Source organism: Achromobacter sp. GQ309 (genome assembly GCF_059759315.1).
In genome coordinates, this window is sequence record NZ_JCAXDP010000005.1 from 136,544 (window position 1) to 161,588 (window position 25,045).

Here is a 25,045-nt window from a genome sequence, read left to right on the forward strand (position 1 = left end):
CCGCGATGATCCCAAAATCCCGGTGCGTAGCCACCAGCGTCAGGACGAAACAACATCCCGGCGTGATGAATGGCATATTGGCCGGCTTGGCCCGTGCAGCCCCGCCTCAGATCCCCATGCGTTCGCGCAGCGGCTTGCGGTACGAGCGCGACACCGGCCACGTGTCGTCCACGGCGCGCATCCGGATCTGCCATCGGTCAACGCTTCTGCGGTCCACGTCCATGACATGCAACGCGTTTGCAATCGCGGTGCGGTGCACGCGAAAGAACGTCTTCTCGGGCAGGAGGGTCGACCAGACGCCGAGCGCGCGCGAGTCCAGTACCATCGAGCCGTCGTCCAGCCAGATCTCGCTGTAGTTGCCGGCCGAGCGCACGCCGACGATGGCTTCCGGCTGAACGCCCCGGACCACGCCGCGCATGCTCAGGTAGACGACCGATGCGGCGGGATTGCCCAGCGGCGCCCGCGGGCGGCCGCTGCCGTACTTGGCCTGGCCGATCAGATTGGCGCATTGGTACAGCGCGCCGACCTCGCCAGCGGTCCAGTGGCGATGCCGGACGGTGGTGTCGAAACCGATGATGCCTTGCAGCTTGCCGTCAAGGCACACCGGCACGCTGAGCACGCTCTTGTTGCCCTGGCGCTGGAATTCGGCCTGGATGGCGCGCGCGGTGCGGGGCAGGTCGTTGACGTCGTGGATGGCGACCGCCTGCCCCTTGACCATGAACCGGTGCAGCCAGGCGATCAGCGTGGTCGGCACATCCTGCAGTTCGGCGACGAAGGGCTCGGTCTGGCCGCGGCACCATTCGTGGGTATTGCGCAGCCGCAGCATGTCGGGGCGGTACTCGATCATCCAGGCGCGGTCGATGTCCGAGGTTTCGCCCATGTAGGCAAGCTGCTCCGAGATCGCATCGTCCGCGGGCAGCTTGAGCAGGCTCATGGCGCAGTGATAGAGCCAGTCCGATGACGGGTTGGGTTGGAGGAGGGTGACGGGGTGAGTCTGGTACTGGCCAACATCATCCTTCACGGGCGGTTCCTTCTGAGGCGGCAGGGCGCTTCGGGGGCGCGCTGTCGGACGCGCGCGGCTCGGCGGGATTTTCCTACCGGCGGCGCGGTCTGACAACCGCCCGTGGCGGCCAGCGTTCAGCCAGGTGTCTGGCTAAGTCGCCGCACAGGCGCCCGTCGATTCGCGCTCGACGATCCGGAATCCCACATCAATGACAGGCTCTGGCGGGGTCTCGCCCCGGCATCGCGCCATCAGCACGCGCGCGGCCTGGGCGCCGATGTCCGCGCCGTCGATTTGCACGGTGGTCAGCGACGGCGCCAGGTGCGCGGCGAAGTCGGCCCCGCCGAAGCCACAGACCGCCAAGTCTTGCGGCACGCGCAGGCCGCGCACGCGCGCCTCGGTCAGCACGCCTTCGGCCAGCGCGTCGGCGCTACAGAAGATCGCCTGAAGGCCGGGCGACTTGTCGAACAGTTCGGCCGCAGCGCGCCGGCCCGACGCCACGTTGCTGGGCGCCGGAACGACCGCCGTGGGCACGTCGTGGCCCAAGGTTTCCAGGAAGCCCGCGCGGCGCACGGCGGCGCGCTGGTCGTCGCCGGTGGCCAGTCCCACGTTGCGCCATCCCTTGGACAGGAAGAATTCGGCGACGGCGCTGCCCACCTGCCGATGTGAAAAGCCGACCAGCATGTCGAGCGGGCGTTCGGTCAGGTCCCAGGTCTCGACCACCGGAATGCCGATCTCCCGCAGGCGGTGCGCGGCGGGGATGTCGCTCAACAGGCCGGCAACGACCACGCCGTCGACGCGCCGGCCCGCCATGGCGTTGAGCAACGCTTCCTCGCGGCCGCGGTCATAGCCCATCTGTCCGAGGATGAGCTGGTAGCCCTCGCGGTCGAGTTCTGCGGTCAGGGCTTCGATGGTGGGCAGAAATTGCGGGACCGAAATGATGGGCACCAGCGCCGCCACGGTGCGGCTGCGCCGGGACTTCAGGCCGCCCGCCAGCAAATTGGGGATGTATCCCGTTTCCGTAACGGCCTGCTGGACGCGTGCGATGGTGGCCTCGGACACGCGGCCCGGATTGCCGAGCGCGCGCGAGGCGGTAATGAGCGACACGCCGGCCGCGCGGGCGACGTCATGCAGGGTGATGGATTTGGGTTTCATGGAACGGGAAGTACGGGTTTGTACGGATCGCGCGCTGGCTTGCCGCGAATTTTGGACAACGTTATCATGAACGTCAGCTGCAACGTTTTAATCCTGCCGCCAGCCAAGCTCCGCACATCGGCGCTTTTTATTTGGCCGCAAATGACAACGTTGTCCATGCGCCACCGTCGTCCTCGCAGGACCCGTTCCAGACACCCGGAGAATTCTCATGACCGCCACTTCCAACGCCGACCGTATCGCCTGGTTGCGCATCTCGTCGTGCTACCTGCCGCTGGCCACCCCGATCAGCGATGCCAAGGTGCTGACCGGCCGCCAGAAGCCCATGACCGAAGTCGCCATGCTGTTTGTCGAAGTGCAGACCGAAAACGGCGACGAGGGCATTGGCCTGAGCTACTCCAAGCGCGCCGGCGGCCCCGGGCAGTTCGCCCACGCCAAGGAAATCGCGCCCGTCCTGATCGGCGAAGACCCCAGCGACATCGGCCGGCTCTGGACCAAGCTGTGCTGGGCCGGCGCGTCCGTGGGCCGCAGCGGCCTGTCGACCCAGGCCATCGCCGCCTTCGACGTGGCGCTGTACGACCTGAAGGCCCGCCGCGCCAACCTGCCGCTGGCCAAGCTGCTGGGCGCCTATCGCGATTCGGTTGCTTGCTACAACACGTCGGGCGGGTTCCTGCACACGCCGCTCGAACAACTGCTGGTCAACGCCAGCGCGTCGCGCGAACGTGGCATTGGCGGCATCAAGCTGAAGGTCGGTCAGCCTGACCGGCAACTGGACATCCGGCGCGTCGAAGCCGTGCGCAAGCATCTGGGCGACGACGTGCCGCTGATGGTCGACGCCAATCAGCAGTGGGACCGCCCGACCGCGCAGCGCATGTGCCGCATCTTTGAACAGTTCAACCTGGTGTGGATCGAAGAGCCGCTGGACGCCTACGACCACGAAGGCCACGCCGCGCTTGCCGCGCAGTTCGACACGCCGATCGCCACCGGCGAAATGCTGACCAGCGCGGCCGAACACAGCGAGCTGATCCGCCACCGCGCCGCCGATTACGTGCAGCCCGACGCCCCGCGCGTGGGCGGCATCACGCCGTTCCTGAAGATCCTGTCGCAGGCGGAACAGGCCGGCGCGATGCTGGCGCCGCACTTCGCGATGGAACTGCACGTGCACCTGGCCGCCGCGTATCCGACCGAACCGTGGGTCGAGCATTTCGACTGGCTGGAACCGCTGTTCAACGAGCGGCTCGAGATCCGCGACGGCCGCATGCTGGTGCCGACCCGGCCGGGCCTGGGCATCTCGCTCAGCGATCAGGCGCGCGCGTGGACGCGCGACACGGTCGAAGTCGGCAAGCGGGCCTGAACCCTTTCCGGTCCCGCTGTCTTGCGGCGGGACGCCATGCACGACCAACGGCGCGACAGACGCCAACCCAGAGGAGACTCGCATGAAAAAATGGTTCACCACGCTCGCGCTTGGCCTGGCCGTCTCGGCGTCGGCCCAGGCGCAGAACTGGCCCGCCAAACCCGTCACGATGCTGGTGCCGTTTCCGCCGGGCGGTTCAACCGACCTGATCGCCCGGACGGTTGCGCCCAAGCTGCAGGACAAGTTCGGCGGCACCTTCGTGATCGAGAACAAGCCGGGTGCGGGCGGCACGCTGGGCGCGGGCCAGGCCAAGCGCGCCGCGCCCGACGGCTACACGGTGCTGGTGTCGTCGCTGGGTCCCTTCGTGATCGGCCCGCATCTGGTCAAGGAGCCGGGCTACAACGCGCTCAAGGATTTTGAATACATCACGGTGGCCGTGCAGGCGCCGAACGTGCTGGTGGTCAACGCGAATTCGCAGCTTCGCGACATGAAGGGCGTGCTGGATTACCTGAAGTCCAATCCGGGCCGCATGACGTTCGCGTCGGCCGGCAACGGCACCTCGGATCACCTGACGGCCGAACTGTTCTGGCAGGAGACCGGCACGCAGGCCACGCACGTGCCGTACAAGGGCGGCGCGCCGGCCATCGTGGATCTGCTGGGCGGGCAGGTCGACGCCAGCTTCAGCAACATCAACACCTGCCTCACGCACATCCAGTCGGGCAAACTGCGCGCCATCGCGGTGACGAGCGCGAAGCGATCGCCGCTGCTGCCCGACGTGCCCACGATGGAAGAGCTGGGCCTGAAGGGCGTGACGGTGACGTCGTGGCAGGCGTTCGCAGGTCCCAAGGGCATGCCCGCCGACATCCGCGACAAGCTGCGCGCCGGCATTGTCGACGCGCTGAACGACCCGTCGGTCAAACCGCGCCTGCTGGAGCTGGGCTTTGAAGTCGTCGGCAACACGCCGGCCGAATTCACCAAGTTCCAGGCCGAGGAATTTGCCCGCTGGAAGAAGGTGATCGAAGTGGGCAAGATCACGGCGAATTGATTGCACGCCCCCAGGAGCCAAGGTAACGTCGCACCGCGGGCATTCGCCCGCGGATCGACGTTCAGGGGTTTGCATTGGGGACTTTCACCGTAGTCATGGCGATGCTGGTCGCCGTTCTGTTCAGCGGCGTGCTGGTCCGGATGTTGCCGTTGGCCGTCCCGCTACCTTTCGTGCAGATCGGTCTGGGTTTCGTGATCGCGGCCGTGTTCCAGCGTGGCGTGCTGATCGAACCCGAGATCTTCTTCCTGTTGTTCCTGCCGCCTCTGCTTTTCCTTGACGGATGGCGCATATCGAAGCTGGCGGTCCTGCGCGAATCCTCTTCCATCATCCAGCTCGCGTTCGGTCTGGTGATCCTGACGGTGATCGGCGTGGGATACCTGATCCACTGGATGATTCCCGACGTCCCGTTGCCCGTGGCGTTCGCCATCGCGGCCATCGTGTCGCCGACGGACCCGGTGGCGGTCGAAGCGATTTCCCGGCGCGTCCATATCCCGCGCCGCATGATGGCCATCCTGGAAGGCGAGGCGCTGTTCAATGACGCCAGTGGCCTGGTGGCGTTTCGCTTTGCCGTTGCGGCGGCGGCGACCGGCACGTTCTCGCTAGCGCAGGCCACGATGTCGTTCTTCTGGGTTGCCATTGCCGGCCTGTCGATCGGGGCCGGGCTGACGTGGCTGATCATGCAATTGCGGACCATCTACACGCGCCGGGTGGGCGAAGAGCCGGGGTCCGAGGTGCTGCTCAGCCTGCTGACGCCTTTCTTCGTCTATTTCGTGGCCGAGCACGCCAACGCCTCGGGCATCCTGGCCGCGGTATCCGCCGGCGTCATGATGAGCTATTCCGAACTGTCGGGCCGCGCACTCGCGGCCACTCGCATGGAGCGCAGGGCCGTGTGGAACACGGTGCAGTTCACGCTGAACGGCATGATCTTCGTGTTGCTGGGTGAGCAGTTCCCCACGATCTTCGCCGGCCTGGCAAGCGCCGCGAAAGAGGCAGGCGGCCAATCCCTCTGGTGGTTGCCCGTCTATGGACTGGCCGTCTGCCTGGGCCTGGTGCTGTGCCGGCTGCTGTGGGTGACCGTGTCGCTGAAGCTGAGCGCGATGGCGGCCCGCCGCCGTGGCGCCGAGCCGCCCGAGGTCGGCGCGCGCGTGATCCTGGCCGTCTCCGTGGCGGGCGTGCGCGGCGCGGTGACGCTGGCCGGGGTGATGACGCTTCCCTTTGCGCTGGACAGCGGCGCGCCGTTTCCGGCGCGCGATCTGGCGGTGTCGCTGGCGGCCATGGTCATCGTGTTTTCGCTATTGCTGGCCAGCGTGGCCTTGCCCCCCTTGATGCGCGGGTTGCACTTTGCGCCGAACAGCCGCACCGAGCGCGAGGCATCGCTGGCGCAGGACGCCATGCTGCGCGCGGCGCTCGACAGCGTTGCGGCCGGCGCAAGGCGCCGGGGCGTGGAGAATCCGGAAAACGCCGCGCTGTATCTGGAGGTGGCGGAGAACCTGAGCGGCGCGTTGCGGCGGCAGTCCGGCGAGGCGGCGGACGTGGCCGATACGGAACGCCTGGGCAGGCAGATCGCCATCGAGCGCGAACTGAGGCTGGAAGCCATTGCCGCTTCCCGCGAGGCGGTTTTCCATCTGGCTCGTACACACCGCATCTCGGATTCGCTGGCGCGGGAGCAGGGGCGGCTGCTGGATCTGCACGAAGCGCATCTGCGGTAGCCGCGGGTGCGCGCCCACGGGGTACGGCTTGGTCGCTCATGATCCGCGTGACGATATGTCGACCCGCTTCAGATCGGTCAGACCCTTAAAGTATTGAGAATTCCTGGAAGCCCTCAGTGCGTTCGTAGATTATTTATGCTCTAAAGGTATCAATTCGGATTCCCAAAGTATTGGACGCGAAAAGTCGCCGGGTTCTATAAACGCCTCGTGACCATCCCTTATCCAACGCCGTCCATGTCTGCAGCCACCATCGAACGCATCGAAACCTGTCTCGTCGACCTTCCCACCATCCGTCCGCACAAGCTGTCGGTGGCCACGATGTATGGCCAGACGCTGATGCTGGTGAAGGTGTATTGCAGCGACGGCGTGGTGGGCATTGGCGAGGGCACCACCATCGCCGGCATGGCGTATGGTCCGGAAAGCCCCGAGGCCATGAAGCTGTCGATCGACGCGTACTTCGCGCCCGCCATGATCGGCCAGGACGCCACCCGCGTGCAGGCACTGATGGCGCACGTGGGCAAGCTGGTCAAGGTGAACCACTTTGCCAAGAGCGCGCTGGAAACCGCGCTGCTGGATGCGCACGGCAAGCGCCTGGGCGTGCCGGTCAGCGAACTGCTGGGCGGCCGGCGCCGGGATCGCGTGCCCGTGGCGTGGACGCTGGCGTCGGGCGACACGGATCGGGACATTTCCGAGGCCGAGCAGATGCTGCAAGAGCGCCGCCACCGCATCTTCAAGCTGAAAATCGGCGCCCGTGATCCGAAGGTCGATATCGCCCACGTGGCCGCCATCAAGCGCGCGGTGGGCGAGCGCGGCGCGGTGCGCGTCGACGTGAACATGGCGTGGAGTGAAACGCAGGCGGCGTGGGCGATTCCCGCGTTGGCAGAGGCCGGTTGCGAGCTGGTGGAGCAGCCCGTGGCCAGCGCTGCGGCCCTGGCGCGGTTGATGCGCCGGTTCCCGGTGGCGTTGATGGCCGACGAGGTATTGCAAGGCCCGGACACCGCGTTCGAGATCGCGCGCCAGCACGGTGCGGATGTCTTCGCCATCAAGATCGAGCAGAACGGCGGCCTTTTTGCGGCGCAGCGCGTGGCGGCGATCGCGGACGCGGCGGGCATCGAACTCTACGGCGGCACGATGCTGGAAGCTGCGGTCAGCACGGTCGCGTCGGCCCACCTGTTTGCCAGCCTTGCGCATCTGCAATGGGGCACGGAGCTGTTCGGCCCCTTGCTGATCACCGAGGAAATCCTTGCGCAACCGCTGGACTACAGCGACTTCGAATTGACCGTGCCCGCCGGACCAGGGCTCGGCATCGAGCTGGACCACGCCCGCGTCAAGCGCTTCACGCGCGACGGGCTGGTCAAGGTCACGAACAAAAGCCATTGAGAAAACCTGGCGATGCGGCGCATGCAACGCCGCATTTCCCGACCCATACCAATAGACAAACCCTGGAGACAGACATGAGCCTCGACGTATTCAACACCCCGGAAGTGCAGGACCTGCTGAAGGCCGCGACCAACATTGCAGGCAGCGAGGGCAACCCGCGCTTCAAGCAGATCCTGAACCGCCTGTTGAGCGATCTTTTCAAGGCCATCGACGACCTGGACATCACGCCCGACGAGGTGTGGGCCGGCGTCAACTACCTGAATCAGCTGGGCCGCGACGGCGAGGCCGCGCTGCTGGCCGCCGGGCTGGGCCTGGAGAAATTCCTGGACGTGCGCATGGACCACGAGGACAAGCTGGCCGGCCTGGACGGCGGCACGCCGCGCACCATCGAAGGCCCGCTGTATGTCGCAGGCGCGCCCGTGCAGGACGGCGTTGCCCGCATCGATCTCGATCCGGATGCGGACGCCGGCCCCCTGGTGATCCGTGGCGTCGTGCGCGATACCAACGGCGCGCCGCTGGCCAATGCGGTGGTGGAGTGCTGGCACGCGAACTCCAAGGGTTTCTATTCGCACTTCGACCCGACGGGCGCACAAACCGACTTCAACCTGCGCGGCGCTGTGCGTACCGACTCGGATGGCAAATATGAGTTCCGCACGCTGATGCCCGTCGGCTACGGCTGTCCGCCGCAGGGCGCCACCCAGCAGCTGCTGGACGCGCTGGGCCGCCACGGCAACCGCCCGGCGCACGTGCACCTTTTTGTCAGCGCCGACCAGCACCGCAAGCTGACGACGCAATTCAACATCGAGGGCGATCCCCTCATCTGGGACGATTTCGCTTACGCCACCCGCGAAGCGCTGATCCCGCCGGTGACCGACAAGACAGGCGGCGCCGAACTGGGCCTGAAAGCCGACGCGTACAAGGAAATCGAATTCGACGTCGTGCTGACGGGCCTGCTGCAAGGCAAGGACAACCAGATCGTCAATCGCCTGCGCGCCTCCGCCCAGGCCTGAACCCGGCAGGCATCGCCACCGCGCGATGCCGCCATCCGACATTCATACCCATACCGATAACGGGCTCCGCGCGAGCCCGGGGGAGACTCTCATGGCCTCAACAATCTCCATTCCGAGCCTGATCGATCAGGAACGGATGGGCGCCTTTCAATGGCGCGTCCTGATCCTGTGCTTTCTGATCGCTTTGTTTGATGGCTTCGACACGCAGGCAATGGCGTTCACCGGGCCCGCGATCCTGACGGCGTTCAAGCTGCAGGCCGGCGAACTGGCGCCGATCCTGACCGCCGGCATCGTCGGCATGACGGTGGGCGCCATGACGTTGGGCCTGGTGGGCGACCGTATCGGCCGCCGTCCCGCCGCGCTGATCGGTGTGGCCGTCTTCGGGCTGGCGACGCTGTTGACGGCCGCTGCCACGGAGACGTGGCAGATTCTGGCGCTCCGGTTCATCGCCGGGCTGGGCATGGGCGGTTGCACGCCCATCGTGCTGGCGCTGGCCGCGGAATACGCGCCGGCACGCCATCGTGGCGTGGTGATCACCGGCGTGTTGCTGGGTCTGCCCGCGGGCGCCATGCTGGGCGGCCTGTTGGCTGCGCGCATGCTGCCCGTGATCGGATGGCAAGGCATCTTCATCGTGGGCGGCGTCGCGCCGCTGTTGCTGTTGGCGGCGCTGATGGTGCTACTGCCCGAGTCCCTGCAATTCAAGGCGATGCGCGGTGACACGGCGGGCCAGGGGTATGTCGCCCGCATCCTCGCGAAGATCTCGCGCCAGCCGCTACCGGCCGGCATGCGCTTCACGGTGCCGGAAGACGCGACCATCCGCGCCAGCGTCAAGGCGCTGTTCACCGACGGTTATGCCCGCAAGACGCTGGCGATCTGGTCCGTGTATCTGCTGAACTGGGTGGCGTGGTTCATGCTGCTGTCGTGGCTGCCTACGGTGCTGAAGGCGGCGGGTCTGCCGGCCGACCAGGCGCCGATGGGCACGTTCACCGTGAATCTCGTGTTCATCGTGTGCGCCTTCCCGCTGTCGTACCTGATGCCGCGCGTGTCGACCCGCACGCTGCTGATCGCCATGTTCGCGCTGGGCATCGCGGTGTCGCTGGGGCTGGGCTACGCGGGAACGGACTGGACGCTCGTGTTCATCCTGATCGGCGCGGCGGGCCTGGGCATCGGCGGCCAGCAGCTGGCGCTGAACTACCTGGTCATCGGCGCGTATCCGACCGCACTGCGCGCCACGGCGACGGGCTGGTCCATCGGCGTGGGCCGCGCCGGTGCCATCATCGGCTCGGCCATCGGCGGCAGCTTCCTCGGCTGGTTCGGCCCGTCGGGCTTCTTCATGGTGCTGGCGGTTCCGCTGGCGGGGGCGCTGCTCGCCGTGCTGGCTGTGGACAACAAGTCGTCGCAACCCGTGCCGGGCGAGCTGTCGCGCGCACATTGACCGGGAGCTTGCATGAATCGCTTTGAAAACCAGATCGCGCTGGTCACCGGCGCGGCCCAGGGCGTCGGACGCGCCACCGCCAAACGCCTGGCAGCCGAAGGCGCTGCGGTCGTGCTGGTCGACCGCGCCGCCGAACTGGGCGAGGCCGTGGCCCGCGAGATCCGCGAGGAGGGCGGACAGGCGTCGTTCATCGACGCCGACCTCGAAACCCACGCCGGTGCACAGCGGATGGTGCAGTACACGCTGGACACGCACGGCCGAATCGACGTGTCCGTGCACAACGTGGGCGGCACGATCTGGATGAAACCGTTCTGGGAGTACACGCCGGACGAGATGCAGCGGGAGGTCACCCGTTCGCTCTGGCCGACGCTGTGGTCGTGCCGCGAGGTGATTCCGGTAATGAAAAAGCAAGGCCGGGGCGCCATCGTCAACGTCGGCTCAAACGCCACGCGCGGCATCTACCGCGTGCCGTATTCGGCATCCAAGGGCGGCGTCCACGCGGCCACCGTCTGCATGGCGCTCGAACTGGCCGAATCCGGCGTGCGCGTCAATTGCGTGGCGCCGGGCGCCCTGGACAACGGCGTGCGCGCCATTCCGCGCAACACCGAAGCCCCCTCGGATCAGGACCGCATCTGGCAAGGCGAGATGTACACGGACTGCCTGGCCGGCACGCCCATGCATCGCATGGGCAGCATGGAAGAGGTCGCGTCAGCGATCTGCTTCATGGCGGCGCCGGAGGCGTCTTACATCACGGGGCAGGTGATGTATGTGGCTGGGGGGCATGTGGGGTGAGGTCATGCCCTCGCCGTCGGTATGGGCGGCTGTGCGGCTTGGACCTTCAGTACTCGACAAGCCGCATACCAGCACAGCGCGCAGAACATGTTGTAAGGAAAGAGCAACAGCCACAGAGGCAATAGCCAGTTGTTTTTTCCTTGCGCTTCATTCGGTTGGCCATTGCGCCAAGGTACGTATCGGCGCCAGGCTTCGGCGGGTGTCAGATAAATACGGTGGTCGGGAGCAAGCCACCAGTTGGATTCTGCGGGTTTGGGTAATTTGTTGGGACCTTCATCCATGAATAATCGGATGAACTCCCATACTTGAGCGACATACAACACGCGCGGGTCGATCGGTTGGTTACTTTCGGTGGATACAAATAGTGATTCCAGTCTTTTCCCTTTCATCTCGGGCTTAATTGATTCAACCGGCATTTTAATTATTAGCGAATGCGTCACGATCACTCCTGCTCCCGTGAATTCTGATTTCGACACCATGCCTCCAATGGCAGAGGTCCATGCGCCGGATATCACCCTCCCACGATCGCTGTAGCTGACGCGCTTATCGAGTCTGGAAAATATTATGTCCGATCTTTTTTTAATAAAGCTAACGCTGAGCGTGAGCATCAAAAAGAAGAAAAGCGCAATCAGGAAAATACACAGAATTAACACATAATCGAACATTGCTTGCCCAATGAGCGCGGCAGTTAAATAGGTTGTGAGCCCAATAAGTGTCGCGACTAATCCCGCAGCATACTGCTTTCCCGACGATGCAGATTCCACAGTCCATGGGTTTCGTATACGTAAATAGGCGTTATCGATACTGACAAGCTGGTCGCCAATTGCTGGCTGAACACCAGCACCATCCTTGCACGTCCAAATCCAATCTGTTGCCATAATTAGTGCTCAATCGCTCAAACTGAACGAGGCGCCGACGACCGCCGTTTCGTCCAGCCCCTGGTTGGGTTTGTAATCGACGGTCATGAACATGCCGTCGAACTTTTCACCTTTTACATGGTGACGCAATACCAAACCGGCAGCAGTCTCGATGCACTCTGGCTTTTGGCTGTATACCGTAATCTTAGGTCTTCCAATACTTGACGTCGGCCCATTTCTTTCGCCATGGGTGTTACTCACAAGCGCACCTTTCCACGTGCTCTGTCCCTGGATAAAGCCGGGTAGAAGCACAACGAACTCGACCTCATCTTCAGCAAACCACCTATCACGCCACTCGCTTTCCATGCCTTCCAAACCGATCGACTCGGCTTGATCGGAGTCAAGCAGGATTGGAGCGAACGATGCTTGATACCAATCCTTAGTTTCCGATATCAATTCTTTATATCTTGGGAGCCTGCGGTCTCCATCAAGCGGAATCCCCGATCGCTCTTTACCATCATTTTTTAGGTTTCCAAACTGGCACCGTGCAGCCCAAAGCTCCATCGGAGAGAAGGCTTGTGCGGCGGCACGAGAATGGAGCCACATGCCGCCGACGATGAGGGCTGTGCCCGTGAGAATGACTGCCGCTGCAATCCAGCCAAGAACTGGAACCGGCGCAGATGCTCCCGCGGTTGAAGTCGCAGCATAGATCGCAGAGGCAATCGCACTACTTTTCGCGATCGCACCGGTGCCCATCGCTACGGATATTCCTCCGGCGTAGGTGTAGTTTGCGGCTATCTGGTTGCCTCCTTTTTTAAGCTGGTGGCCTTTCTGTATGTCGGTGATTAAACCCAGAAATATGCCCGGACCCACGATAAGCCTGCCGTACAACTTCGACGATATGAAATTATTTAGTGCGATGGAAAACCCAAGTCCGGGAATCCGGTAGCCCATTCGTGCCATTAATGCGATGTATGTGATTCGAGTTCCCAGCACTGCTACACTCAGCGAACCTATCACCCCTAATATTGCTGACGCAAAATTGGTGGCGTTCTCATGTGAGTACTCTCTTTCCAACGTTTTTAGTGCATACCCAAGATTGATAATATTGAAGTAGACCATGCCAATGTTAAAGCCAGCTCCCGTGGCTGTGGCGCTTAAAGATCTAAGCGTGGGCTTTGCTGTGACCGTCTGAGTGCGCTCAATCACTACGGTCCTGTTACCCTCAACTTTGATACGGCTTGTACGGTTGACTTCCTCCATCCCCTTTTTCAGGAAATCATCTACGTCCTGGGAAACGAGACTTCCTGCGGTTGTTGTTTTAGTTGTATCGTAGCGACCAGCCAATAGTCCCAAAATCTTTTCCATATTGGCCTCCCGCGCTGCCGCGTGAACTTGTTCGCGAAGGTTGCGGCTCGCATCCCAACGGGTTTTCCCCTTGAGCCGCTTAAGCACGACCGTGGTAACCGTTTGGGCGGTCAGATCGGTAACGCCCTTGATCGCTGGAAATTTAAGGGCAAGTTCGGAGATGATGGAGTCTGCGGCTCCAAGTATGGTTCCAACTGCATCTGCCTTTTCTTGAAAAGGGTTGTATGCGGCCAGAGATACATAGAGGGGGCTTCCTGGGTCATCACACCATTTTTCTAGCCGTTCGTACCTGGCGTCTCCATCGTCGCTGATAGAGAGCGATTGCGTCATGCTCTGCATCATCAACGTAATGGACAGTTCTAACGCTGCCGCAGATTGACGGTTGTCCCGATCGAAGGCGCTAAAGGCGGCCGCCAAACTCCTAGGGTCCGACATATTTATGGATTCCGCCGTCGATAGCCAACAGTCATGATCCGCACACGCCTTGTTCAATTCATGCATCATCACCTCTAACTGCGCATCAGCCTCTTTTCGTTGCCTCAGGAAGTCGAAGTACAACGCGGTGTCGATTGTTTTGGCCAGCCGCGCACCGGACGGGGAAATTCTCTCGTCCGTCAGAACTTCGTATTCGATTTGTTCTAGCGACGGTATGGGTCGATTGGTGCGCTGATTTCGATGCCACTCGTGTCTTGCTGATGCGATCTTCGCGGCGTCTTGTCCAGAAGCGCGGAACATGGACTTCAGGGACTCGGTCAGCAAGAATGCGGTCAGGTTCTTGTGATGAAACTCTGAACTTGCCAAGTGGATTTGGTCGACGTCCAAGCTTAGACAGTCGGGCAAGTGATGGGGACTTGCACCTTCAGCACGCTGATCAGGCCTGCGTTTCAAATCCGTAATCTGATGCTGGTACGCTGCGGCGATCAAACCCAAATCGAGGCTGATCGCCTCGGCGTCATTGAGTGCGACCACCGCAGGTACGCGCGGCTGCGTGAAACGGTAATGGCTGCCTTGGGCGATAAATGTGGCGACCGACAGTTCATCTTCGCTCGCATGACAACTCCATTTCAGCGGCAGGCGCTGCTCTAGGGGCTTGAAGTCTTCCACCCATTCAGTCAGGGCGTTGGCCGGAAGTAAGTGGGCCTGGCCAGAGGGTGATTTGACGCCGGAGGTCAGTTCCACCATATCCAAAGCGCGCATGTGAAGCTGGCGCGCTTCAGGATTCTTGGTAATTCGGGCCGTCATGGCATTGGTCCACAGATGTGTGCTGTAGCCGATCCATACCTCCTTGGCGGTGTCGGGGCTGGTGTCTGCCCACACCCATCCCATGCGCGCGCCTGTTTTGTACTTGTTCTTCTTGTCGTAGTCCTCCAGACCCGTGTATGTCAGCTCCTGATAATGGCCCTCACCATCGTGTTCATGGATGACGAGCGATTCGCCCTTGGGGCCTTTCATGAACACGTAGACGTATCCCGGGCGAAGCGCGCGCAAGGTATAGGAGGAAAGCTGCAGCCGCTGGAAGCTTGCCTCCAGCTTGAAGCCGGACTCGGCATACCGATATAGCGGTGCCCCATCCGCATTCGGAACAATCGCATATCGGATCGGAAGGATTGGGATGCGTGGGCAGCAGGCCGGCGCCGACGTCGCGCCGCCGGCCGTTGACTTTGACATGGATGGATTCCTCTGCGCGCTGATTCAAGGCCGCCAATAGGAACGCGTCCATCGCGAACAGGAATAGCGACGGACGCGCATGAAATGCGCCTCCATTACTCCACACGTCCCTGCCGCTGGATATCAGACAAAAACTATTCTTCGGGGTGAACGATCTGATTGTTCAAAGGTTTGGGGGCTGCCATCGATGGCACTTGTCCGATCAGACGCGGGATAATGCCGGCTTTGGCTCGTTCGATGTATGGATGCAGCCCGGTCTTTGCCCGCTTTCTGCGTGGCATTCAGTCTGTCACCCCGGAGTAACATCCACGCGCATGACAAGGCGACGAGTTCTAGAGTCGATGGTGATGGCAGACGCTGCGCGCATGTGTGCGCTGGAGGCAGTGCGTGATCTTGATTTGACCGATTGCTGGATCGGCGCCGGGTTCGTGCGCAATCTGGTGTGGGATTCGTTGGCCGGGTTTGCGTCGCCGACACCGCTAAACGACATTGACGTCGTATGGTTTGGCGACGGTGCCGAAAGCTACGCTGATGATAGTCAGCTTGAAAGGCGACTGGGAAGTATTGCGCCGGGTTATCCGTGGTCCGTAAAGAACCAGGCGCATATGCACCGCCGCAATCACGACCGTCCCTACCTTTCGACAATCGACGCGCTGACGCAGTGGCCGGAAACTGCAACGGCCGTGGCAGTTCGCCTTGACCGCGACGGGCGTATCCAGGTCCTGGCGCCATACGGCCTGGATGATCTGTTTGCGGGAGTGATTCGGATGACGCCGCGCTTCAAGACTGAAAAGCGGTCAATACTGGACGAGCGTTGGCAAGCGAAGCAATGGCATCTGCGGTGGCCTTTCCTGCGCTACGCGTAAGGATGCACAAATCGGCCGTGGCGTGAGGCTGGATTGTTCGACACGCCGCTTCGGAGAACGCTACGCTGCGTGAGCCAGGCATTCCTGGCCCGCGCCGCCCAAGCGGCTGAGCGACGCCGGCATTGCGCCAGTGTTCGAACGATGGCGCGGCTGCGGCTGGGATTTCTGGGTCAGGCGGCGAACGGCCTTCAGTACTTCCTCCGGGCTGGCCGGTTTGCGCATCAACACGGCGCGGCCCGCGCACGCTTCCAGGATCTCGTGTTCCGGCCGGCCGCTCAGCACCAGCACCGGCGTTTCATGCAGATAGGCGTTGTCCCGCATGGCGGTCAGGAGGGCGGCGCCGTCCATGCCGGGCATGGACAGATCGGTGATGACCAGGTCGGGGCGCAGGGCGATCATCTGCTGCAGCGCGGTCAGGCCGTCGGTATGCGTCGTGACGTCATAGCCTTCGCTGGTCAGGAACTCGCTCATCAGGGCGACCAACGTGGGTTGGTCGTCCACCAAAAGAATCTTCGTCATTTTTTTCGGTGCCACGGTGGGCAGGAATTCGGTTGTCTGCGCGGCCGGCTGTCCCCGGGTTCAGGCGGGGTGGGTTGAGGGCTTGCCAGCAAAGGCGGCAGGCGCACGGAAAGGCGGCCGGCAGATCGGGAAGCCGAATCCTAGGGCATGGCAGGGCCGCGTTGGTGTAGTAGTTGTATCCATACGCAACCCAGCTGCGCACATACCTGTATAGTTCGCCAGTGCGCAGGATGGTCTGCGGGCTTCTCCGTCCCTATAATTCTTCGCACTCTGCCTTAGCGCAATCCGCGCGCTTTCCCTGAATTGGTAAATCGATCTCATGCTGAAATCGCCGCAGCCGGCCAGTCGCCTGGCCTTTCCCCGCACTTTGATGGCCGGTTTCATCCTGGCCGCACTGGCCACGCTGGTCATCGCCTTCGTCAACGTACGCTCGGCGGACACCCGCGCGCGTGCCGTCCAGTCGATGGACCGCGCGACCGAGTCGCTGCGTCAGCTCAGCCTGTTCAATTCGGCCCTGAAAGACGCCGAGATCGGCCAAAGGGGTTACCTGCTGACGGGCGACCCGGCCTACCTGGAACCGTATGTGCGCTCCGTGCCGCTCATCGAGCAGCGCCTGGCCGTCGTGCAGGAGTTCTCGCAACAGGACGCCACGCAGCGCCGGATTGCCAATGACATCGCGGGCATCACGAAGCAAAAGCTTACCGAGTTGAACAACACCGTCGAGATGCGCCGAGCGGGCGACGTCGAAGGCGCGCTGGCGGTGGTGCGGACCGATTCGGGCAAGGAGGCGATGGACCGGCTGCGCGATCTTGTCGGCGACCTCTATACGTCACAGATGCGCCGGGTCGAGCAGGAGCGCGACGCCTGGAGCGATGCGGCCACGATTTCCACCTACTATTCCTGGGGCGGCGCCCTGGTGCTGCTGGTCCTGATCTTTGCCTCGGCGCTCATGACCATCCGCGAGTATCGCGTCAAGGCGCGCCAGGCCTGGGTGACAACGGGCCTGTCGGGCCTGAGCATGCGGCTGCGGGGCGACCAGCGGCTGGACGAGATCGGCCGGCGCGCCCTGGACTATCTGGCCGAATACCTGAACGCCAGCGTCGGCGCGGGTTATGTGGTCAACGGTGACGACCTCGAGCTGTTCGGCGGCTATGCGGTGCCGCCGGAAAGACTGCCCCAGAAGATTTCCACGGCGCAGGGCCTGGTCGGTCAGGCGGCCGTGTCGCGCAAGCTGCTGCACGTGCGCAACGTGCCCGCCGGCCACCTCGAAGTCTCGTCCGCCACGGGCCGCTCGAATCCGGTCGAACTGGTGATCGCACCCGCCATGCAATACGAGCGCGTGTACGCCGTGATCGAGCTGGGTTTCAACCATCCGGTCAGCGAGGGCGAACGCAGCCTGCTGGAAGGCGCGTCGGAAATGCTGGCGTCGGCTATCCGGGCCGGCATGGATCGGTCGCGGCTGGAATCGCTGCTGGCGGAAACGCAGCGCCAGTCCGAAGAGCTGCAGACCCAGCAGGAAGAACTGCGTGTCAGCAACGAGGAACTGGAGCAGCAGAGCCGCATCCTGCAGGAATCGCAGGCGCGCATGGAACTGCAGCAGACCGAGCTGGAGCAGACCAACCTGAATCTGGAATCGCAGACCGAGCAGTTGCTGCGGGTGCAGAGCGCGCTGACCGACAAGGCCCGTCTCTTGACGCAGGCCAGCCAATACAAGAGCGAGTTCCTGGCCAACATGAGCCACGAGCTGCGCACGCCGCTCAATTCGACGCTGATCCTGGCCAAGCTGCTGTCCGACAACAAGACGGGCAACCTGTCGGCCGAGCAGGTCAAGTACGCGCATACCATCCACGCTGCCGGGCGCGATCTGCTGGCGTTGATCAACGACATCCTGGACTTGGCCAAGATCGAGGCGGGCCAGGCGACGGTCGAGATCGAAGACGTTGCCGTCACCCCGGCGCTGCAGCGGCTGCTGGAACCGCTGCGGCCGCTGGCCCAGGAAAAGGGCCTGGCGCTGGAGCTGGACATTGCGCGCGACGTGCCGGACACCCTGCGGACCGATCCGCAGCGGCTGGGCCAGGTGCTCAAGAACCTGCTGTCCAACGCCATCAAGTTCACCGAGCAGGGGTTCGTCGCGCTGCGCGTCACGCGGGCGCCGGGCCGGATGCTGTCGTTTGCGGTGCACGACACCGGTATTGGCGTGGCTCCCGACCAGCACGAACTGATTTTCGAGGCATTCCGCCAAGCCGACGGCAGCACGCACCGCAAGCATGGCGGCACGGGGCTGGGTCTGTCGATTTCGCGCGATCTGGCCAAGCTGCTGGGCGGCTCGCTGTCGCTGGTCAGCACACCGGGGCAGGGCAGCGTGTTCACGCTGCTGCTGCCGATGAACATGCTGGTCGTGTCGACCGCCCCGGCGCCGCGCGAGGGCGCGGAGGCGCCTACCACGCTGGCAGGCCCGGCTGGCGCCATCGCCGCCCCGCCCGCCGCGCGCACCGAGCCTGCCCAACCGGCGGCGCTGGCCCAGTCAGCCGAGCCACTTGAGCAGGAGCCGGGCGAGACCTTTGCCCGAACCATCCTCGTCATCGAGGACGACGAACGCTTTGCGGGCATCCTCGCCGATCTGGCGCACGAGATGGGCTTTGGCTGCCTGGCCGCGCACACCGCGACGGAAGGCCTGGCGCTGGCGTCGCAGCGGCGCCCCGATGCCATCGTGCTGGACGTCAACCTGCCCGACTTTTCCGGTCTGGGCGTGCTGGATCAGCTCAAGCGCAACCCGAACACCCGCCACATTCCGGTGCACATCGTGTCGGTGGCCGATTACGCGCAAGAGGCGCTGGTGCGCGGGGCGGTGGGTTATGCGCTCAAGCCGGTCAAGCGCGAGGAACTGGTTCACGCGCTGCACCGCCTGGAAGCCAAGTTCACGCAGAACGTGCGGCGCGTGCTGGTCGTCGAGGACGATGACCGCCAACGCGACAGCGTGCGCGAACTGCTGGCGCGCGACGACGTCGAAATCGTGCTGGCGGCCAATGCCGGCGACGCGCTGGCGCTGCTGCGCGACACCACCTATGACTGCGTGGTGATGGACCTGAACCTGCCCGACATGAGCGGCTACGAACTCCTGCGCGAAATGGCAGAGCAGGAAAGCGTGTCGTTCCCGCCCGTGATCGTGTACACGGGCCGCGCGCTGTCGCGCGACGAAGAGCAGCAGCTGCGCCGCTTCTCCAAGTCGATCATCATCAAGGACGCGCGTTCGCCCGAGCGCCTGCTGGACGAAGTGACGCTGTTCCTGCACCAGGTGGAAGCCGAGTTGCCGCCGCAGCAGCGCCAGATGCTGGAGCTGGCGCGCAGCCGCGACACGACGCTGGAAGGCCGCACGGTGCTGGTGGTGGAAGACGACGTGCGCAACGTGTTTGCGCTGTCCAGCATCCTGGAACCCACCGGCCTGCACGTCGAGATTGCGCGTAACGGTCGCGAGGCGCTGGATGCGCTGGGCCGCGCCGGCGTCAACGGCCACCGTGCGGTGGACCTTGTGCTGATGGACATCATGATGCCGGAGATGGACGGCTATACGGCCATGCGCGAGATCCGCGCACGGCCCGAGTGGCGCCGTCTGCCCATCATTGCCCTGACGGCCAAGGCCATGAAGGACGACCAGGAAAAGTGCCTGGCCGCCGGCGCCAACGACTACATCGCCAAGCCGCTGGACGTCGAGCGCCTGCTGTCGCTGGTGCGCGTCTGGATGCGCAAGTAAGCCCGACCCGGCCACGACACAGCGATCACGCCCATGCCTAATCAAAACAAGGCGAACATCGAAGACATCGAGCAGCGATTGCTGCTCGATGCGATCTATCACCGCTACCACTACGACTTCCGGGAGTATGCGCAGGCCTCGCTGAAACGCCGCCTGCGCACCGCGCTGGGCGAGTTCGACTGCAAGACGCTGTCGCAGCTTCAGGACCGCGTGCTGCACGAGCCCGCCGTGTTCACCGGCTTGTTGCAGTACCTGACGGTGCAGGTCAGCGACATGTTCCGTGACCCCAGTTATTTCCTGGCGCTGCGCAACGAGGTGGTGCCGATCCTGCGCACCTATCCCTCGATCAAGGTGTGGGTGGCCGGGTGCAGCACGGGCGAGGAAGTCTATTCGCTGGCGATCCTGCTGCACGAGGAAGGGCTGCTGGACCGCGCGCTGATATACGCCACCGACATCAATCCGCACGCACTGCGCGCGGCCGAGCAGGGCGTGTTCGACCTGGAGCGCGCAGCGGCGTTCACGGCCAACCATGCGCAGGCCGGCGGGCGCAACTCGCTGTCGCACTACTACACCGCGCGGTACGGCCGCGTGGTGTTCGACAAGACGCTGCGCGAGCACATGGTGTTCTCCGATCACAGCCTGTCGACCGACAGTGTGTTTGCGGAAGTGCATCTGGTCTCGTGCCGCAACGTGCTCATCTACTTCGAGCGCGATCTGCAGGACCGGGCGCTGGGCCTGTTTCACGATGCACTGGTTCATCGCGGATTCCTGGGCCTGGGGTCCAAGGAGTCGGTGCGATTCACGGCGCAGGCCGACGGCTTTGACGAATTCGTGATGGCCGACCGCATCTACCGTAAAAGGGCCGACCTGTGACCACGCGCGGGCCGGATCTGTCCGTGGACGCTTCGGACGCCTGGGACGCGATCGTCATCGGCGGCTCGTCGGGCGCTATCGACGCCCTGAGCGTTCTGCTGCCGGCGCTACCCGCAGGCCTTCAGGCGAGCGTGATCGTGGTCCTGCACCTGCCGTCCGACCGCCGAAGCCTGTTGAGCGACATCTTCAGCTATCGCTGCGCCTTGCCCGTGCAGGAAGCGCAGGACCAGCAACCGATACAGCCTGGGCACGTGTATTTCGGGCCGCCCGGCTACCACCTGCTGGTGGACCGGGGGCCGCGCCTGGCGCTGTCGATCGACCCGCCGGTGCATTTTTCACGGCCGTCCATCGACGTGCTGTTCCAGTCCGCCGCCGATTGCTATGGCGAGCGGCTGCTTGGCGTGCTGCTGTCCGGCGCGAATGAGGATGGGGCCGAAGGCCTGGCCGCCATCCATGCCGCCGGCGGCCACGCGCTGGTGCAGGCGCCGGCGTCGGCGGCGGTACCTACGATGCCCGACGCCGCCCTGACGCTGGTTCCGGCGGCAAGGGCGCTGACGCCCGACGAGATTGCCGCCGTGTTCGCGCAGTTGCCCACAAGGCGGCTGCCCTGAAACCCAAACGCATTGACACCATGATCCCGACATCAGCCCCATCCCGCGACGACCGCATCAAGTGCCTGCTGGTCGACGACGTTCCGGAGAATCTGATTGCGCTCGAGGCGCTGCTGGCCAGCGACCGTGTCGAGGTGCTGAAGGCCCAGTCCGGCCCGCAGGCGCTGGAACTGCTGCTGCGCCACGGCGACGTTGCGCTGGCGCTGCTTGACGTGCAGATGCCCGACATGAACGGCTTCGAACTGGCCGAGCTGATCCGCGGCAGCGAGCGCACACGCCACATTCCGCTGATCTTCATCACCGCGGGCTCGCGCGAACAGAACTGGCAGTTTCGCGGTTACGAGAGCGGCGCGGTGGACTTTCTGTACAAGCCCGTCGACCCGTACATGCTGCGCACGAAGGCCAACGTGTTCTTCGAATTGCACGAGCGCAAGCGTGCGCTGGCGCAGCAACTCGAAGAGCGCACCGAAGCGCTGCGGGTCAACGAAATGTTCATGGCCGTGCTGAGCCACGATCTGCGCACGCCCTTGCAGGCCATCATCATGGGCGCCACCGTGCTGCAGCGCCAGGGCGACGACGAACGTGTGTCGAGCCTGGCGCGGCGCATGCTGCAAAGCAGTGAGCGCATGTCGTGCCTGATCGAAGACCTGCTGGATGTGACGCGCATTCGCCAGGCGGGCGGGCTGACGCTGGCGCCCTCGGAACTGAACATGGGAGCGCTGGTCGAGCGCACGCTGGACGAGGTGCGCACGGGCTTTCCCGATCGCCAGGTGGCGTCGCACTGCCGTGGCGACGCGGCCGGCGCATGGGACGGCCAGCGCATTTCGCAGGTGATCGCCAACCTGGTGGGCAACGCCTTGCACCATGGCAGCAAGACCGCCCCGGTGCGGGTCGAGGTCAATGGCGAGGACGCCAACGAGGTTGTCGTCACCGTTTCGAATGGCGGCACCATTCCGCCGGAGCTGCTGCCCCATCTGTTCAACCCATTCCGCAGCGGCGCGCGGCGGCCCGGCGGTCACCACGGACTGGGTTTGGGCCTTTTCATTGCGCAGCAGATCGTGGTGTCGCATGGCGGCTGCATCAGCGCGGACTCGCGTGACGACGTGACGAGTTTCCGCGTGGCCCTGCCGCGGCGCGCGGCGTCGGCAGGCGCGGCGGTGATCGCGCGGCCGCGCGGCGACGCGACGCCCGCCTAGGGCGGCGCAGACGGTCCACCGCATCCAGCGGTGGACAGATCATCCGGTGTATCCACATCGGCGCATACGCCCGCATCATCGACCGCCAGCTCGGTCACACCATGACGGGCCAATACGGAACGTGCGCCCACATCCCCCGCCAGCGCCGCAAGCGCCGGCCAGATCGATCGCTGAAACGCGACCGGATGGCCGCGCTGGCCCTGCCATGTCGGCGCGACGATGGGATGCTCCCTTGCCGCTTCTGCAACGCGCAGGAAGGTATCCGCGCGGATCCAGGGCATGTCGCCAAGCGCGACAAGGCAGGATTGCACGTCCGGGCTTGCGGTGCGCATGACGTGCCGTGCGGCCGCTGCAAGACTGTCGCCCATGCCACCGTTCGTGCCATCGGCGTAAGGGCCTATCGTGACCACCTCGCATCCGGCTTGCGCCAGGAGTGCCGCGGCGCAGTCGTTGTCCGCGCGGACGACCGCCACGACGCCGGCCGCCGCGGCCAGCAGGGACGACGCGGCCGCCATGACTACAGGTGTGCCGTCTGCAAGGGGCGCGAGCAGCTTGTCCTGGCCCGCGGCCGCGCTGGCAAAGCGCCGGCCGTGTCCGGCAGCTAGCAGGATGCCCACGCAGCGAATGCGCGCGGGGCTGTCCGGATTGGTTTCGAGATCGAACATTTTCTTGTCAAACGGGCGTGGCGGCCGGGCGGTTCCCGTCGCTATCATCGATTGACGACGATCTTATCGGGAAATTCACCCCGTTTTCACGCGAGACGCAGCGCGGCACCCGGTGTGCCGTGGGCGGCGCCGCCAGGAACACGGTTTGCTGATAGCGCGCGCTGATGGCGAGCTGCGGCCCGCCGAATGCTCACAGGAGTTCCAGCCTTGGAAAATTCCATCGATATCAAGATTTCGCGGCGCAATCTGCTCAAGGCGGGCGCCGCTTCAGCCACCGCACTCGGGACAACAACCATGTCCGCAGCCCAAAGCGCCGCGCCGGCGCACAACCTGACTACCACGGTCACGCTGCAGGTGAACGGCCGCACACATGAATTGGCGCTGGATGTGCGCACCAGCCTGCTGGACGCGCTGCGCGAGCACCTGCACATGACCGGCACCAAGAAGGGCTGCGATCATGGCCAGTGCGGCGCCTGTACGGTGCTGCTGGATGGCAGGCGCATCAATGCCTGTCTGACACTGGCCGTCATGCACGACGGCCAGCAGATCACGACCATCGAAGGGTTGGGCACGCCGGGCGCGCTGCATCCGCTGCAGGCCGCGTTCGTCAAGCATGACGGATACCAGTGCGGTTACTGCACGCCGGGGCAGATCTGCTCTGCGGTCGGCATGCTGGACGAGGCCGCAAGCGGGATGCCCAGCCATGTCACCGGCTCGTTGACCGAGCGCCCGTTGCTGACGCCCGAGGAGATCCGCGAACGCATGAGCGGCAACATCTGCCGTTGCGGGGCGTATTCCAACATCCTGGACGCCATCGAAGACGTCGCGGAGGGCAAGGCATGAGATCGTTCACGTACGAGCGTCCCGGCACCGATGCCGAAGCCGCTGCCAGCGCGGCTCGCGAGCCGCGCACGCGGTTCATTGCAGGCGGCACCAATCTGCTGGACCTGATGAAGATTGAAGTCGAAACGCCCGTCCACCTGGTCGATGTCAACGGCCTGGGCCTGGACCGCATCGAACCCACGGACGACGGCGGGCTGCGCATCGGCGCCGTGGTGCGCAATGCGGACCTTGCCGCCCATGACGTGGTGCGGCGTGATTATGCGGTGCTGGCGCGCGCGCTGCTGGCTGGCGCGTCGGGGCAGATCCGCAACCGCGCCACGACCGCCGGCAATCTGCTGCAACGCACGCGCTGCCCGTATTTCTACGACACCAACCAACCCTGCAACAAGCGCGTGCCCGGCAGCGGCTGTTCCGCAATCGGGGGCGTGTCGCGCCAGTTGGCGGTGATCGGCGCCAGCGACGCCTGCATCGCCACGCATCCCAGCGACATGGCTGTGGCCATGCGCCTGCTGGACGCGAAGATCGAGACGGTGCGTCCCGACGCCACGCGGCGGGTGATTCCCATCGCCGATTTCTATCGCCCGCCGGACGGCACGCCGCATATCGAGACCCATCTGGCGGCCGGCGAACTGATCACTGCGGTGGTGCTGCCCAAACCGCTGGGCGGCAAACACCTCTACCGCAAGGTGCGCGATCGCGCGTCGTTCGCCTTCGCGCTGGTGGCGGTGGCCGCCGTCGTGCAGGACGATGGCACCGGCAGGGTGGCGCTGGGCGGCGTGGCGCCGCAGCCCTGGCGCAGCGAAGCGGCAGAAGCGTATTTGCCGGACGGCGCGGCGCGCGTGACCGATGCGCTGCTGTCCGGCGCCAAGCCGACGCCGGATAACGGTTTCAAGCTGACGCTGGCGCGCCGCGCGCTCGGTTCGGTCTTGATGGAAGCGAGGGCGTGAACTC

General features: G+C 64.3%; 20 protein-coding genes. 14 read left to right on the forward strand and 6 right to left on the reverse strand.

Features of this window, described 5'->3' with window-relative positions; genetic code table 11:
* Positions 1–106: 106 nt before the first annotated feature.
* Positions 107–1,021 (reverse strand): GAF domain-containing DNA-binding protein, encoded by a 915-nt coding sequence (locus AC6CIE_RS16895; protein WP_254594928.1) that lies wholly within the window; start codon positions 1,019–1,021, stop codon positions 107–109.
* A gap of 132 nt (positions 1,022–1,153) precedes the next feature.
* Positions 1,154–2,155, reverse strand: coding sequence for a LacI family DNA-binding transcriptional regulator (locus tag AC6CIE_RS16900; RefSeq protein ID WP_175122672.1), 1,002 nt, complete (start codon positions 2,153–2,155; stop codon positions 1,154–1,156).
* A 208-nt stretch (positions 2,156–2,363) separates the two neighbouring features.
* Between AC6CIE_RS16900 and AC6CIE_RS16905 the strand changes: the two genes are divergently transcribed.
* The 7 genes from AC6CIE_RS16905 (at position 2,364) to AC6CIE_RS16935 (ending at position 10,877) form a co-directional block, all read left to right on the forward strand.
* Positions 2,364–3,506 (forward strand): L-talarate/galactarate dehydratase, encoded by a 1,143-nt coding sequence (locus AC6CIE_RS16905; RefSeq protein ID WP_175137596.1) that lies wholly within the window; start codon positions 2,364–2,366, stop codon positions 3,504–3,506.
* 82 nt (positions 3,507–3,588) lie between these two features.
* Positions 3,589–4,551 carry a Bug family tripartite tricarboxylate transporter substrate binding protein gene (locus AC6CIE_RS16910; RefSeq protein ID WP_175122674.1) on the forward strand — a complete coding sequence of 321 codons (963 nt, stop codon included), beginning with the start codon at positions 3,589–3,591 and terminating at the stop codon, positions 4,549–4,551.
* A 74-nt stretch (positions 4,552–4,625) separates the two neighbouring features.
* On the forward strand, positions 4,626–6,260 hold the full coding sequence (locus tag AC6CIE_RS16915) for a Na+/H+ antiporter (protein ID WP_175122675.1): 1,635 nt from the start codon (positions 4,626–4,628) through the stop codon (positions 6,258–6,260).
* 234 nt (positions 6,261–6,494) lie between these two features.
* Complete coding sequence (locus tag AC6CIE_RS16920) at positions 6,495–7,640, forward strand: muconate/chloromuconate family cycloisomerase (RefSeq protein ID WP_498093018.1); 1,146 nt, start codon at positions 6,495–6,497, stop codon at positions 7,638–7,640.
* 74 nt (positions 7,641–7,714) lie between these two features.
* Complete coding sequence (catA, locus tag AC6CIE_RS16925; RefSeq protein ID WP_175137599.1) at positions 7,715–8,650, forward strand: catechol 1,2-dioxygenase; 936 nt, start codon at positions 7,715–7,717, stop codon at positions 8,648–8,650.
* 91 nt (positions 8,651–8,741) lie between these two features.
* Entirely contained in the window at positions 8,742–10,085 is a 1,344-nt protein-coding gene (locus AC6CIE_RS16930) for an MFS transporter (RefSeq protein WP_498093020.1), read from the forward strand.
* Between the two features lie 12 nt (positions 10,086–10,097).
* Complete coding sequence (locus AC6CIE_RS16935) at positions 10,098–10,877, forward strand: 1,6-dihydroxycyclohexa-2,4-diene-1-carboxylate dehydrogenase (RefSeq protein WP_175137600.1); 780 nt, start codon at positions 10,098–10,100, stop codon at positions 10,875–10,877.
* 2 nt (positions 10,878–10,879) lie between these two features.
* Here AC6CIE_RS16935 and AC6CIE_RS16940 read toward each other — a convergent pair whose 3' ends face one another.
* Both AC6CIE_RS16940 and AC6CIE_RS16945 read right to left on the reverse strand, forming a co-directional pair.
* Entirely contained in the window at positions 10,880–11,755 is an 876-nt protein-coding gene (locus tag AC6CIE_RS16940; RefSeq protein WP_495602901.1) for a hypothetical protein, read from the reverse strand.
* A 9-nt stretch (positions 11,756–11,764) separates the two neighbouring features.
* Positions 11,765–14,770, reverse strand: coding sequence for a T6SS effector BTH_I2691 family protein (locus AC6CIE_RS16945; protein ID WP_498093023.1), 3,006 nt, complete (start codon positions 14,768–14,770; stop codon positions 11,765–11,767).
* A gap of 347 nt (positions 14,771–15,117) precedes the next feature.
* Here AC6CIE_RS16945 and AC6CIE_RS16950 point away from each other — a divergent pair, with 347 nt between their 5' ends.
* On the forward strand, positions 15,118–15,636 hold the full coding sequence (locus AC6CIE_RS16950) for a nucleotidyltransferase family protein (protein WP_239214731.1): 519 nt from the start codon (positions 15,118–15,120) through the stop codon (positions 15,634–15,636).
* Between the two features lie 60 nt (positions 15,637–15,696).
* Here the strand turns inward: AC6CIE_RS16950 and AC6CIE_RS16955 are convergent, their stop codons facing one another.
* Positions 15,697–16,155, reverse strand: a complete 459-nt coding sequence (locus AC6CIE_RS16955) for a response regulator (protein ID WP_239214730.1) — start codon at positions 16,153–16,155, stop codon at positions 15,697–15,699.
* Positions 16,156–16,474: 319 nt separating this feature from the next.
* Here AC6CIE_RS16955 and AC6CIE_RS16960 point away from each other — a divergent pair, with 319 nt between their 5' ends.
* From AC6CIE_RS16960 to AC6CIE_RS16975, 4 genes are read left to right on the forward strand one after another with little or no spacing between them, the layout of a single operon-like run.
* Positions 16,475–19,906 carry a response regulator gene (locus tag AC6CIE_RS16960; protein ID WP_498093025.1) on the forward strand — a complete coding sequence of 1,144 codons (3,432 nt, stop codon included), beginning with the start codon at positions 16,475–16,477 and terminating at the stop codon, positions 19,904–19,906.
* A gap of 33 nt (positions 19,907–19,939) precedes the next feature.
* Positions 19,940–20,779, forward strand: a complete 840-nt coding sequence (locus AC6CIE_RS16965; RefSeq protein ID WP_218342983.1) for a CheR family methyltransferase — start codon at positions 19,940–19,942, stop codon at positions 20,777–20,779.
* 23 nt (positions 20,780–20,802) lie between these two features.
* Positions 20,803–21,390, forward strand: coding sequence for a chemotaxis protein CheB (locus tag AC6CIE_RS16970; RefSeq protein ID WP_498093027.1), 588 nt, complete (start codon positions 20,803–20,805; stop codon positions 21,388–21,390).
* Positions 21,391–21,410: 20 nt separating this feature from the next.
* The gene (locus tag AC6CIE_RS16975; RefSeq protein ID WP_175122685.1) at positions 21,411–22,586 is read left to right on the forward strand and encodes a hybrid sensor histidine kinase/response regulator; all 1,176 of its coding nucleotides are present in this window, start codon (positions 21,411–21,413) and stop codon (positions 22,584–22,586) included.
* Here the strand turns inward: AC6CIE_RS16975 and AC6CIE_RS16980 are convergent.
* Entirely contained in the window at positions 22,583–23,251 is a 669-nt protein-coding gene (locus tag AC6CIE_RS16980; RefSeq protein ID WP_498093029.1) for a nucleotidyltransferase family protein, read from the reverse strand. The genes AC6CIE_RS16975 and AC6CIE_RS16980 overlap by 4 nt on opposite strands.
* A 186-nt stretch (positions 23,252–23,437) precedes the next feature.
* Between AC6CIE_RS16980 and paoA the strand changes: the two genes are divergently transcribed.
* A complete protein-coding gene (paoA, locus tag AC6CIE_RS16985; protein ID WP_217469429.1) occupies positions 23,438–24,094 on the forward strand; it encodes an aldehyde dehydrogenase iron-sulfur subunit PaoA in 657 nt (218 codons plus the stop codon).
* Entirely contained in the window at positions 24,091–25,041 is a 951-nt protein-coding gene (locus AC6CIE_RS16990; RefSeq protein ID WP_175122688.1) for an FAD binding domain-containing protein, read from the forward strand. Before paoA ends, AC6CIE_RS16990 begins: the two co-directional genes overlap by 4 nt.
* Positions 25,042–25,045 lie beyond the last annotated feature (4 nt).